At 58.2% G+C, this 13,523-nt stretch carries 9 protein-coding genes and 1 pseudogene; all 10 read left to right on the top strand.

Annotated features, from left to right (window positions below):
* Positions 1-77: 77 nt before the first annotated feature.
* Positions 78-986 (top strand): annotated as a pseudogene (locus V6E55_RS23635) (conjugal transfer mating-pair stabilization protein TraG); the annotation flags it as partial.
* A 21-nt stretch (positions 987-1,007) separates the two neighbouring features.
* Positions 1,008-1,439: an entry exclusion protein gene (locus V6E55_RS23640; protein ID WP_008324118.1), complete on the top strand. Its 432-nt coding sequence runs from the start codon at positions 1,008-1,010 to the stop codon at positions 1,437-1,439.
* Positions 1,440-1,513: 74 nt separating this feature from the next.
* Positions 1,514-2,188, top strand: coding sequence for a tetratricopeptide repeat protein (locus V6E55_RS23645; RefSeq protein ID WP_008324909.1), 675 nt, complete (start codon positions 1,514-1,516; stop codon positions 2,186-2,188).
* Between the two features lie 133 nt (positions 2,189-2,321).
* A complete protein-coding gene (traD, locus tag V6E55_RS23650; RefSeq protein WP_022652256.1) occupies positions 2,322-4,532 on the top strand; it encodes a type IV conjugative transfer system coupling protein TraD in 2,211 nt (736 codons plus the stop codon).
* The gene (gene mobF, locus V6E55_RS23655) at positions 4,532-9,997 is read left to right on the top strand and encodes a MobF family relaxase (RefSeq protein WP_316944022.1); all 5,466 of its coding nucleotides are present in this window, start codon (positions 4,532-4,534) and stop codon (positions 9,995-9,997) included. Before traD ends, mobF begins: the two co-directional genes overlap by 1 nt.
* Position 9,998: 1 nt before the next feature.
* Positions 9,999-10,736: a type-F conjugative transfer system pilin acetylase TraX gene (gene traX, locus V6E55_RS23660; RefSeq protein ID WP_008324912.1), complete on the top strand. Its 738-nt coding sequence runs from the start codon at positions 9,999-10,001 to the stop codon at positions 10,734-10,736.
* 66 nt (positions 10,737-10,802) lie between these two features.
* Positions 10,803-11,522: a fertility inhibition protein FinO gene (finO, locus tag V6E55_RS23665; protein WP_008324922.1), complete on the top strand. Its 720-nt coding sequence runs from the start codon at positions 10,803-10,805 to the stop codon at positions 11,520-11,522.
* Positions 11,515-12,306 carry a DsbA family protein gene (locus V6E55_RS23670; protein WP_232933989.1) on the top strand — a complete coding sequence of 264 codons (792 nt, stop codon included), beginning with the start codon at positions 11,515-11,517 and terminating at the stop codon, positions 12,304-12,306. The genes finO and V6E55_RS23670 overlap by 8 nt, the downstream gene beginning before the upstream one ends.
* A gap of 147 nt (positions 12,307-12,453) precedes the next feature.
* Entirely contained in the window at positions 12,454-12,999 is a 546-nt protein-coding gene (locus V6E55_RS23675) for a phospholipase D family nuclease (RefSeq protein ID WP_008324931.1), read from the top strand.
* 151 nt (positions 13,000-13,150) lie between these two features.
* On the top strand, positions 13,151-13,429 hold the full coding sequence (locus V6E55_RS23680) for a replication regulatory protein RepA (protein ID WP_008324932.1): 279 nt from the start codon (positions 13,151-13,153) through the stop codon (positions 13,427-13,429).
* Positions 13,430-13,523: the final 94 nt, after the last annotated feature.

The raw sequence follows: 13,523 nt of genomic DNA on the forward strand, positions 1-13,523 counted from the left end.
CTCATGATGTCCCTCTGGGATGCGCTCCGGATGAATATGATGATCTCATATCAGGAACTTGTTCGCACCTTCCTTAGGGTACCGGAGGAGGGGTAGGGTTTCAGGCAGGAGTTAAGGCGGGAGTTGATTTTTCCGATGACGATATGCACCAAGCAACAAATAGCTCTCGAGCTAGCCATGATGCTCGACATGATATGGATGCTAAAGCAACCCAGGACTTTAAGGAGGCGAGTGATTACTTTACTAGCCGTAAAGTCAGTGAATCTGGGAGCCATACGGACAATAATGCGGCTTCCCGAGCAGATCAACTTTCGGCATCGTTGAACTCAGCAAAACAGAGCTATGATCAGTACACCACAAGTCAGGCTCGTAGCCATGAATATGCTGAAATGGCGTCTCGTACAGAAAGTATGAGTGGTCAAATGAGCGAGGATCTAAATCAGCAGTTTGCCCAGTATGTCCGTAAACATGCACCTCAAGATGCAGATACATTGCTTACTAATACCAGCTCAGCAGAAATCGCAGGAAAACGTCGGGAACTGGCTTGGGGATTTGTTCAGGAGCAGGTACAACCGAGCGTTGATGCATCATATTCAGCAGCTAAAGGAAATGTTGGCCATGGTATGGGGGCCATTTCTGGTGGCGGTGGAAATAGCGATGTTAGTGCCGATCACCAGTCTCATCAGGCTACTATCGAACAACGTACACAGGACAGCGGAATTCAGAATAATGTAAAAGACCAAGTTGATAATATGCTCACAACATCGAGAGAGAATATAGCCGATACTAAAGGAGGAATACGCGATGAAGAAGGCAGCATAAATAAACAGTATTCTGATCTGCAAAAACATCATAATTCAGAGCAATCTTCGCAAATGAATACGTATAATAAGGAAAAGGAGTCTCAAGAACGAGTGCCGGGGGCTGACAGTCCTGAAGAACTGATGAAGAAGGCAAAAAAATATCAAGATAAACATAAGCAGTAACAGGATGCCAGAGAGGGTGCGATGAGAAATCTGCTTCAGATATTCATGGTAGTGTTGTTTCAGTCTATTGCTTGTTATCTGGCTGGATGGTTAGTTACGGAGGTGGTATTCATTGGTGCAACTGTGCTCTTATGGCAAGGATTGTTCATCTATTTGTTTTATAAAATATCTAAGAATAAAGGCAGTGTTGAACCCTACACATACAACAGGGTAGTTTGGTATGTGATAATGCCTATATGTTCACTGGCTCCTCCTCTTGTTACTTTTTTTGTATTCATTGTGGGTACATTGATGGATTTATATAAGGTTAGCGGGTGTATAAGCATCAAAGAGTGGCTTGAAAAAAACAAGGTAGATGGCGCCCACTCTATAAATAATGACTTTGAATCCGTGGACTTTGATAATGTTAATTATAATCCGGAAAGTAATTATCCAATGGGTTGGAAGCGTTAGATTGAGTTGTAGGATTTCATAGTCAGTTTCATGGTTGTGTATGGATATAATATTTAGTTTTATGGAGGTAAACAATGCGAGTGTTCTATGGGATGTTGGGAGTTTTTGTTTTCCTGTCGTGTACCTTGAGTGTAAGGGCTAGCGACGACTACTACACTAACTTAAAAAAAGATGCGAATTCTGGAAACGCATTAGCTCAATATAAGCTAGGTGCAATGTATTTGGTCGTATCTGGTGATTATAAAAAAGCTTTTTATTGGACTAATAAGTCGGCGATTCAGGGTAATTCAGATGCCCAAAATAACCTAGGTCTGCTCTATTATTATGGGCAAGGTGTTGATAAAAATATAAAAAAAGCAGGCTATTGGTGGGGGAAGGCAGCAGATGCAGGGAATGCATCTGCTCAGAATGACTTGGCAATGCTTTATAAAAATGGATTATTGAAAGATGCCCGTTGTGATAAAATAATGGATTTGCTTAACTCCTCAGCTCAAAAAGATTTTGAGTTGGCATATTTGAATATTGGAAACCTGTATTCTACAGGTGAGTGTGTTAATAGGGATATGCACGAGGCGGTGATCTGGTGGGAGAAAGCATCCATTAAAAATAACGGACAGGCTGAGTTTAATTTGGCAGGGGCTTATATGAGAGGTGATGGTGTATTTCCAGGTTCTGGAATGGCAGATATCTATTTGAAAAAATCATGCTCACATGGATATGCAGGAGCGTGTGATTTACTTAAAAAATAACATTCATTATTAATAATCTCCCCGCCTTTAGTTAAATGATGTCATCCTAGTGTTTTGTAACGGATGACATTAAATCAATTGCTTTCTGAAATCATGGTCGCTATACATATAGACCAACCTCTATGAGGCTAATATGAGTTTTAATGCTAAGGATATGACCCAGGGCGGTCAGATCGCGAGCATGCGTATCCGTATGTTCAGTCAAATTGCCAATATCATCGTGTACTGTCTCGTCATTCTCTTCGGCATCATTGTCGCGATTACGCTGTCGGTTAAACTGACCTGGCAGACGTTCGTGAACGGCATGGTTTATTACTGGTGTCAGACGCTGGCCCCCATGCGCGATATTTTTAAATCCCAGCCTGTCTATACCATCCGTTATTACGGCCATGAGCTGAAGTACAACGCGCAGCAAATACTGCAGGACAAATATATCCAGTGGTGCGCCGACCAGGTCTGGACGGCCTTTATTCTTGCTGCCATCATCGCGGCCGTGGTGTGCGTTATTACCTTCTTTGTCACCACCTGGATTCTGGGCCATCAGGGTAAGCAGCAGAGTGAGGACGAGATAACGGGAGGGCGCCAGCTGACTGACGACCCGAAAGCGGTGGCGAAAATGCTCAGGCGCGACGGTCTCGCATCCGACATCAAAATCGGTGAGCTGCCGCTTATTAAGGACTCGGAGATCCAGAACTTCTGTCTGCACGGTACCGTCGGGGCCGGTAAATCAGAAGTTATCCGCCGTCTGATGAACTACGCCCGCCAGCGTGGCGATATGGTCATCGTGTATGACCGCTCCTGTGAGTTCGTCAAAAGCTACTATGATCCGGCCACAGATAAAATCCTTAACCCGCTGGATGCGCGCTGCGCTGCATGGGACCTGTGGCGGGAGTGCCTGACGCAGCCTGACTTCGACAACGTTTCCAACACGCTTATTCCTATGGGCACGAAGGAAGACCCCTTCTGGCAGGGGTCGGGACGTACCATCTTTGCCGAAGCCGCATATCTGATGCGCAACGACAAGGACCGCAGCTACAGCAAGCTGGTCGACACGCTGCTTTCCATCAAGATTGAGAAGCTGCGCTCGTACCTGAAAAACTCCCCGGCGGCGAACCTGGTGGAAGAGAAAATCGAGAAAACGGCCATCTCCATCCGCGCCGTGCTGACCAACTACGTCAAGGCTATCCGCTACCTGCAGGGCATCGAAAATAACGGCGAGTCATTCACCATACGCGACTGGATGCGCGGCGTTCGTGAGGATGGTAAAAACGGCTGGCTGTTTATCTCCTCCAATGCTGACACCCACGCTTCCCTCAAGCCGGTTATCTCCATGTGGTTGTCCATCGCCATTCGCGGGCTGCTGGCGATGGGGGAAAACCGTAACCGCCGCGTGTGGATCTTCGCCGACGAGCTGCCTACCCTGCACAAGCTGCCGGACCTGGTTGAGATCCTGCCGGAGGCGCGTAAGTTTGGCGGCTGCTACGTCATTGGCATTCAGTCCTACGCCCAGCTGGAAGATATTTACGGGCAGAAGCCGGCGGAAACGCTGTTCGACGTGCTGAACACCCGTGCCTTCTTCCGCTCGCCGTCGCGCAATATCGCCGAGTTCGCCGCTGGCGAAATCGGTGAAAAAGAAATCCTCAAGGCGTCCGAGCAGTATTCCTACGGTGTGGACCCGGTACGCGACGGTACCTCGGTCGGCAAGGACATGGAGCGCGTCACCCTGGTGAGTTACTCCGACGTCCAGACGTTGCCGGATCTCTCCTGCTACGTCACGCTTCCCGGACCTTATCCTGCCGTGAAAATGGCGCTGAAGTATCAGCAGCGTCCAAAGGTGGCACCGGAATTCATTCCGCGCACCATCGACGGGAAAGCGGAGGAACGCCTGAATGCCGCGCTGGCTGCACGTGAACATGAATCCCGCAGCATCGCCATGCTCTTTGAACCGGATGCCGATGTTGTCGCGCCAGAGGGCGGTGCGGAGAATGTTGGTCAGCCACAGCAGCCACAGCAGCCACAGCAGCCACAGCAGCCACAGCAGCCACAGCAGCCACAGCAGCCACAGCAACTGACGCCCGCGCCCCGCGCTGCAGACGCGGCATCCGTAGCAGGTGCGGCAGGCGCCGGCGGTGTGGAGCCTGAGCTGAAGACAAAGGCGGAAGAGGCAGAGCAGCTGCCGCCCGGCATCAGTGAAAGCGGTGAAGTAGTGGATATGGCGGCATGGGAGGCGTGGCAGGCGGAGCAGGACGAACTGTCTCCTCAGGAGAGGCAGCGTCGTGAAGAAGTGAACATCAACGTTCACCGGGCGCCTGAAAAGGATCTTGAGCCGGGAGGATACATCTGATGATGAGCATCGGATCGGTAAAATCCGCCGGCAGCGCGGGCAATTATTACACCGACAAGGACAACTACTACGTTATCGGTAGTATGGGCGAGCGCTGGGCCGGAAAAGGGGCTGAAGCGCTGGGGCTCAGCGGCGGGGTGGACCAGAAGGTCTTTACGAAGGTTCTGGAGGGACGCCTGCCGGACGGCAGCGACCTCAGCCGGACTCAGGACGGGGCGAACAAACACCGTCCGGGCTACGACTTCACCTTCTCTGCGCCCAAAAGTGTCTCCGTGATGGCCATGCTGGGAGGCGACAAGCGTCTTATTGAGGCACACAACCGCGCGGTGGAGACCGCCATTAAGCAGATAGAGGCAATGGCCTCCACGCGGGTTATGACGGAGGGCAGGAGCGAGACGCAGCTGACCGGCAACCTGGTGATGGCGCTGTTTAACCACGATACCAGCCGCGACCAGGAGCCGCAGCTGCACACCCACGCGGTGGTGGCCAATGCCACTCAGCATGGCGATGAGTGGCGAACGCTCAGCAGCGACAAAGTGGGTAAAACCGGGTTTATTGAGAATATCTACGCCAACCAGATTGCCTTTGGCCGCCTGTATCGTGCCGCGCTGAAGGATGACGTCGCGGCGATGGGCTATGAGACTGAGACGGTCGGCAAACACGGCATGTGGGAGCTGAAGGGCGTACCGACGGAGCCGTATTCCAGCCGCAGCAGGACCATCAGCGAGGCGGTCGGGGATGACGCGTCCCTGAAGTCCCGCGACGTGGCGGCGCTCGATACCCGCCAGTCGAAGCAGAAGGTTGACCCCGAACAGCGCATGGCCGAGTGGATGCATACCCTGAAAGAGACGGGGTTTGACATTAAAGCCTACCGTGAGGCGGCAGACCTGCGGGTTGTGCAGGGGAATATTCCCGCAACGACGCCTGAAGCCATTGATATTAACAGCAGCGTCGGGCAGGCCATCGCGATGCTGAGCGACCGGCGGGCGCGGTTCACGTATTCCGAACTGCTGGCCACCACCCTCGGGCAGCTGCCCGCGCGGTCGGGCATGGTGGAGATGGCGCGTGACGGCATCGATGCGGCGATAAAAAATGAGCAGCTCATCCCGCTGGATAAAGAGAAGGGGCTGTTTACCTCGAACATCCACGTGCTGGATGAGCTGTCGGTGTCGGCGATGACCCGCGATTTACAGCGGACGGGGCAGGCCGACATTTTTCCGGATAAAAGCGTGCCCCGCAGCCGGTCATACAGCGATGCCGTGAGTGTCCTGGCCCAGGACCGTCCGCCGGTGGCGATCATTTCGGGTCAGGGCGGGGCGGCCGGCCAGCGTGAGCGCGTGGCGGAGCTGACGATGATGGCGCGCGAACAGGGGCGTGACGTGCAGATTATCGCCGCCGACAGGCGTTCGCGCAGCGCCCTTATGCAGGATGAGCGCCTCAGCGGCGAGCATATCACCGACAGGCGGGGGCTGACGGAGGGCATGGCCTTTACGCCCGGCAGCACGCTGATTGTGGACCAGGGGGAGAAGCTGACCCTGAAAGAAACGCTCACGCTGCTCGACGGTGCGCTGCGCCATAACGTCCAGCTGCTGATTGCCGACAGCGGCCAGCGCACCGGGACCGGCAGCGCCCTCACCGTCATGAAGGAAGCGGGAGTGAGCACGCTCGCGTGGCAGGGCGGTGAGAAGACGCAGGTCTCGGTTATCAGCGAGCCTGACCGGCGGCAGCGGTATGACCGCCTGGCCGCTGACTTTGCCCGAAGCGTCCGCGCAGGTGAACACAGCGTGGCGCAGGTCACCGGTCCGCGCGAGCAGGCGGTGCTCGCAGGCGTAGTCCGCGAGGCGCTTAAGGCGGAAAAGGTGCTGGGCGAGCGGGAGGTCAGTATCACCACGCTGGAGCCGGTCTGGCTCGACAGCCGCCATCAGCAGGTGCGCGACCACTACCGGGAGGGGATGGTCATGGAGCGCTGGAATGCCGAAGAGCGCAGCCGGGAACGCTTTGTCATTGACCGCGTGACGGGCCGCAACAACAGCCTGACGCTGCGCAACGCCCAGGGTGAGACGCGGGTGACCCGCCTGTCTGAACTCAACAGCAGCTGGTCGCTGTACCGCACCGGCACGCTGCAGGTGGCCGAAGGCGACCGTCTGGCAGTGCTGGGTCAGGCGCAGGGGACGCGGCTCAGGGGAGGCGATACGGTGACCGTTAAGGCGCTCGGGGAGGCGGGGCTCGTCGTCAGCCTGCCGGGGCGTAAGGCGGACGTGGTCCTGCCCGCCGGCGACAGCCCGTTTACCGCCGCGAAGGTGGTTCAAGGCTGGGTGGAGTCGCCGGGCCGCTCGGTGAGCGACAGCGCCACGGTTTTTGCCTCGCTGTCGCAGCGCGAGCTGGATAACACCACGCTGAACAAACTGGCGCTCAGCGGCCGGGCGGTGCGGCTCTATTCCGCGCAGACGGCGCAGAAAACGACGGAGAAGCTGTCGCGTCAGTCTGCCTGGAGCGTCGTGTCCGAACAGATTAAGGATGCGGCGGGGCATGACAGGCTCGATGATGCCCTGGCGCACCAGAAGGCCGGTCTGCACACGCCGGAGCAGCAGGCTATCCATCTGGCCATTCCGGTGCTGGAGGGGAACGGCCTGGCGCTCAGCGGCCGGGCGGTGCGGCTCTATTCCGCGCAGACGGCGCAGAAAACGACGGAGAAGCTGTCGCGTCAGTCTGCCTGGAGCGTCGTGTCCGAACAGATTAAGGATGCGGCGGGGCATGACAGGCTCGATGATGCCCTGGCGCACCAGAAGGCCGGTCTGCACACGCCGGAGCAGCAGGCTATCCATCTGGCCATTCCGGTGCTGGAGGGGAACGGCCTGGCGTTCACGAAGCCGCAACTGATGGCCGCCGCGAAAGAATTTGAGCAGGACAGCCTCAGCCTGCAGGCCATCGAAAAGGAAGCGGACCGTCAGGTGCGCAGCGGCGACCTGCTGTCGGTGCCGGTATCGCCGGGAAACGGCCTGCAGCTGCTGGTCTCACGCCAGTCGTACAACGCTGAAAAAAGCATTATCCGCCACGTCCTTGAGGGAAAGGAGGCCGTCACCCCGCTGATGGATAAGGTTCCGGACGCGCAGCTGGCGGGCCTGACCGACGGGCAGCGGAACGCCACGCGCATGATACTTGAATCCCCCGACCGCTTTACCCTGGTGCAGGGCTACGCCGGGGTGGGTAAAACCACCCAGTTCCGGGCAGTCATGTCGGCCATCGGCACGCTGCCGGAACGGGAGCAGCCGCGCGTTATCGGCGTGGCCCCCACCCACCGGGCGGTGAGCGAGATGCGCGATGCGGGCGTGCCTGAAACGCAGACGCTGGCGGCCTTTATTCACGACACGCAGCAGCAGCTGCGCGGCGGCGAACGAACGGACTTCAGCAACGTGCTGTTTCTCGTGGATGAAAGCTCAATGGTCGGTAACGCCGACATGGCGAAGGCGTACAGCCTGATTGCCGGGGGCGGGGGGCGCGCGGTCTCCAGCGGGGATACCGACCAGCTGCAGTCCATTGCCCCGGGCCAGCCCTTCCGCCTGCTGCAGAAGCGCAGCGCCATTGACGTGGCGGTGATGCAGGAGATCGTCCGCCAGACGCCGGAACTAAAACCTGCCGTCTACAGCCTGATTAGCCGCGATATCGGCAGCGCCCTGACGACCATTGAGAGCGTGGCGCCGGCACAGGTGCCGCGCAGGGCGGATGCCTGGCAGCCGGACAGCTCCGTCATGGAGTTCAGCCGCGAACGGGAGGAGGCCATTGCGAAAGCCGTGGCGGCCGGCGACCTGATGCCCGGCGGGCAGCCCGCGACGCTGCTGGAGGCCATCGTGAAGGACTACACGGGGCGCACGTCAGAGGCGCAGGCGCAGACCATCGTTATCACCGCCCTGAACGCCGACCGCCGCCAGGTGAACGCCATGATTCATGACGCCCGTCAGGGTGCCGGCGAGGTGGGCGAAAAAGAGGTCACGCTGCCGGTTCTCACGCCTGCCAATATCCGCGACGGGGAGCTGCGGCGCATGGCAACGTGGGAGGCATCCCGCGACAGCCTGGTTCTGCTGGACAGCACCTATTACAGCATTGAGGCGCTGGACGGGGAGGCGCACCTGGTGATGCTGAAGGATGCGCAGGGCAACACCCGCAGCCTGTCGCCCGCGCAGGCGGCGACAGAGGGCGTCACGCTCTACCGTCAGGACACCATTACCGTGTCGGAAGGCGACCGGATGCGCTTTTCGAAAAGCGACAACGAGCGGGGCTTCGTGGCCAACAGCGTCTGGTCGGTCAGTGAGATAAAAGGTGACAGCGTCACGCTGTCGGACGGGAAACAGACCCGTACGCTCACGCCGTCAGCCGAGCAGGCAGAGCAGCACATCGACCTGGCCTATGCCGTCACCGTTGAAGGCTCACAGGGTGCGAGCGAGCCCTTCTCCATCTCCCTGCAGGGTACGGACGGCGGACGTAAGCGGATGGTGAGCTTCGAGTCAGCCTACGTGGCGCTGAGCCGCATGAAGCAGCACGCGCAGGTCTATACCGACAACCGGGATAAGTGGGTGGCCGCGATGGAAAAATCGCAGGCGAAAAGTACGGCGCATGACATTCTGGAGCCGCGCGGCGACCGCGCCGTCGCGAATGCCGCCCGCCTGACGGCGACGGCAAAAGCGCTGGGTGAGGTGCCTGCCGGTCGCGCCGCGCTGCGCCAGGCCGGGCTGCAGCCCGAGGGCTCGATGGCGAAATATATCTCGCCGGGGCGTAAATACCCGCAGCCGCACGTGGCGCTCCCGGCCTTCGACCGCAACGGCAGGAAGGCGGGCGTCTGGCTGAGCGCCCTGACGTCCGGAGACGGGCAGCTTAAGGGGCTCGCTGGTGAAGGCCGGGTGATGGGCAGCGGGGACGCGGCGTTTGCGGGTCTGCAGGCCAGCCGTAACGGCGAGTCGCTGCTGGCGCGGGATATGGAAGAGGGCGTGCGGCTCGCGAGGGAGAATCCGCAGAGCGGCGTGGTGGTGCGGCTCGAAGGCGAGGCGCGACCGTGGAACCCCGGCGCCATTACCGGCGGTCGGGTCTGGGCCGACGGCCTGCCCGATGCCACTGGTACGCAGCCCGCAGAAACGGTGCCGCCGGAGGTGCTGGCACAGCAGGCCCGGGAGGCTGAGGTGCAGCGGGAGCTGGATAAGCGTGCCGAAGAGGCGGTCCGCGAGATGGCCCGCAGCGGCGACAGGCCGGCCGGAGGGGCTGACGTCGCCGTCCGGGATGTGGTGCGGGATATGGATCGGATAAAAGAAACGCCGGCATCTCCCCTCACGCTGCCGGATGCGCCGGAAGAACGCCGCCGGGATGAGGCGGTGTCTCAGGTGGTGCGCGAGAGCGTGCAGCGGGACCGCCTGCAGCAGATGGAGCGCGAAACGGTGCGAGACCTTGAGCGTGAAAAGACCCTGGGAGGCGACTGATATGCGCGCTGAAAACCATCCGCTCTTCCCCCTTGTGGTGGTGGCCGACTGCTGGCTGCAGCGTCTGCTTGTGTGGACGCCGGGCCAGACCGACCTTATCAAAACCGTGGCGCTGCTGCTGATGGTGGCCGACCACATCAGCATGCTGTGCGGACTGGATAATGACTGGCTGCGTCTTGCCGGTCGGGGAGCGTTTCCGCTCTTTGGCCTGGTCTGGGCCATGAACCTCGCCCGCCATCCGCAGATTCAGCAGCGCGCCCTGAACCGGCTCTGGATATGGGCCGGGGTGGCGCAGGGCGGCTGGATACTGGCCGGGCTGCGCCCGGACCTGGGCAATATTCTGTTTGCCTTTGCGGTCAGCGGACAGGCACTGGCGATGATGCAGCGGCACGGGCCGCGCACGTGGCCGCTCTCCCTGATGCTGGTTCTGGCCTGGCTGCCGTTTTCGGCGGGAAGCTACGGGCTGGCGGGGGTAGTGATGCTGATGCTGGCCTGCGGCGTATGTATGACGGGCCGGCGCACCACGCGCACGGGGCTGGCGCTGTGTCTGGCACTGGCGATACTCGCGCTGAATGCCGCGGACAGCCCCGCCTTTGCCATCGCGGGTCTGGTAATACCCGGCGTTACCCTGACGGTGCTGAGCCGGACCTGTTGCCGCGTGCCGAGGTTCTGGCCGCGCGAATTTTTCCCGCTGTTCTACGCGGTGCACCTTGCCGTCATCGGACTGATGGTGATGTGATATCTGCCGTGTCAGAATAGGGTCAGTCAGGGGAGTATACGTGAAACAGATTTATCCGGAGGCAGGATGACAGAGCAGGGGCGCCCCACGCTGACGCTGCGCCGCAAAGCGGAGCCAGAAGGTCAGCGTGCCGTAAGCAACAGTGAACCGGACGGTGCGGGTCCGGGCCGGGTCACGCGTAAAAAGACCGTGGTGGTGAACACGACGCCTGCCTGGAAGGTCAGGAAGCAGGCGGTGGATGAGAGCGCGAAAAAGGCGCAGGCGGACGAGAAGGCCGCCAGAAAAGCAGAGAAAGCCCGGCAGTGGGCTGAGCGACAGGCCCAGGAGAGGGAGGCCATGCGGGCGGCCAGGCGCAAACCTGCCCCGGAACCGGTGTACCGGAAGGTCATGCCGCTTGCGGACGCGCTCGCGCTCCTGAAGCGTTGCTGGCCAGCCCTGGTGACGGACGGCCAGCCGCAGCTCCTGGCGGTCAACATCCGGGAGGCAATGGTCAATGACATTCGCCGGCGCGGGCTGGAGATTTCCGTGAAGACGCTGAAACGCTGCCTTGCCGCCGTCACCCGCTCGGATGCGTATCTGGGCGCCATGACGGTGGGCGCGTGGCGTAAAAACCTTGCCGGTGAACCGGTCGCAGCGGTGAGTGCGGAGGAGGCGGCGTATGCCGTGGAGCGCAGGGCTCAGGAGCACGCTAAACGACAGCGCAGGGCGGTTAGAAGCGTCGCCACCCGTGCACGGAACGAACTGATAACAACCGAGAAGAGAAAAACACAGGATGAACATGAATAAAACCCTTTCAGTCATGCTTGCCGCTGGCCTTCTGGTCTCCGGCATGGCGGGGGCAGCAGAGAAACCTGCCGCTGCCTTTACCCCGGAGCAGGAAGCCCGCATTGGTGAAATCGCGAAAGACTACCTGCTGGCTCATCCGGAAGTGCTGGTTGAGGTCAGCCAGAAGCTGCAGGCCCAACAGCAGGAGAAGCAGCAGCAGGCGATGACGGCCGCCGTGGTTCAGAATCAGGCAGCGCTGCTGAACGATAAAGGCACACCATCATATGGTCCTGCTGATGCGAAAGTGACGGTCGTTGAATTCTTTGATTACCAGTGCATCTACTGTGCCCGCCTGGCGCCGGAACTGGAGAAAGTGATAAAAGCTAACCCGGACGTGCGCTTTGTGTTCAAGGAATTCCCGATATTTGGCCAGCGCTGGCCGGCGTCGCTCAGTGCGGCGAAAACCGGGCTTCAGATCTGGAAGCAGAAGGGGGCCGATGCTTACCTTAACTATCACAACGCGATTTACGCTACCGCCCACAACGAGGGTAAGCTGACCGATGCTGATATCAGCGCGGCCGCAAAAGCCGTGAAGTTCGATGCGAAAACAGCCCCAGATGTTCAGGGGACCCTGGATGGCATAAACACACTTGCGCAGCAGCTGGGCTTCAGCGGTACCCCGGCCCTGGTGGTTCTCCCGTCAGCCGGCGCCAGTGCTGATAACGTGACGGTTATTCCGGGATACACCAGCGCGGAGGCCCTGCAGCAGGCCATCAGTCATGCTGCCGGTGATACCAAAAAATAATCAGGCGTCCGCCAACTGATACCGCTAAAAGAGACTGACGCCTTCGCCGTGCTCAGTTGTCCAACCCCGGAGAAGGGTAAAAGCAAGTTTTCCCCGTCTCCGGCGTTTCTGGTTAACACATCCGAACAGTATTTCTGAGGTTATTTAATGCGTAAGTTCACCTTTCGCCAGCTGGCCGTGTCCGGTCTGGTATGTCTTTCGCTGAGCTGTATTCAGCCCGCAGCAGCGGCATCCTCCGTTCAGGTTGGCTTTTCACCTGAAGGCAGCGCGTTGCAGCTGGTCCTTAAGACGATTGAGTCAGCACAGCAGGAAATTCGGCTGATGGGCTACTCATTTACGTCTCCGGAGGTGGTTAGTGCGCTTGTCAGGGCAAAACGTCGTGGTGTGGATGTGAAGATAGTGCTTGATGAAAAGGGCAACCGGAGCAAAGCCAGCCAGGCGGCGATGAACATCGTGGTGAACGCGGGAATTCCGCTGCGCACCAACGGTCGCTACGCCATCATGCATGACAAAGTCATTATTGTTGATAATCATACAGTTGAGGCTGGTAGCTTTAACTACACTCGCTCTGCTGCATCGCGGAATAGCGAGAATGTGCTGGTTATTAATGAGGTGCCGGAAGTGGCACAAACCTACCTTCAGCACTGGCAGTCGCGCTGGGACGGAGGAACGGACTGGCATTCTTCATACTAAGTCGCATCGTCATTTGATCCGCAATCTACATCTATCCTGGTGAACCATGCGCCAACATGGCTCACACCTTCGCGTAAAGTTAAGTCGCTGATTTCAGATATCTGTAGTATTCTCTGCAAACGATCCAAGTTTGATCCTTGAGGAGGCAGAGATGTCGCAGATCGAAAATGCAGTAACTTCCTCATCGAAAGAAAAGCGTTCTTACCGAAAAGGTAAGCCGATGTCGGCGAGTGAAAGACAGCTTGCCGCGATTGCGCGTAAACGTGAAACACATAAAGAAGTGAAGGTTTTTGTTAAAAATCCTCTTAAAGATTGGATGATTACGATCTGTGAAGAGGAAGGGCTCACTCAAGCTCAGTTTATTGAGACCTTACTCGAACGTGAACTTTCTGAACGCGGCGTTCTCGATGTAAAGACTTCACATTCTTGAACGTTTTCTCATTGGATGCTAGGGAAGGTGCGAACAAGTTCCTGATATGAGATCATCATATTCATCCGGAGCGCATCCCAGAGGGACATCATGA

The organism is Enterobacter sp. 342 (genome assembly GCF_036663495.1).
In the GTDB taxonomy this organism is placed as follows: domain Bacteria; phylum Pseudomonadota; class Gammaproteobacteria; order Enterobacterales; family Enterobacteriaceae; genus Enterobacter.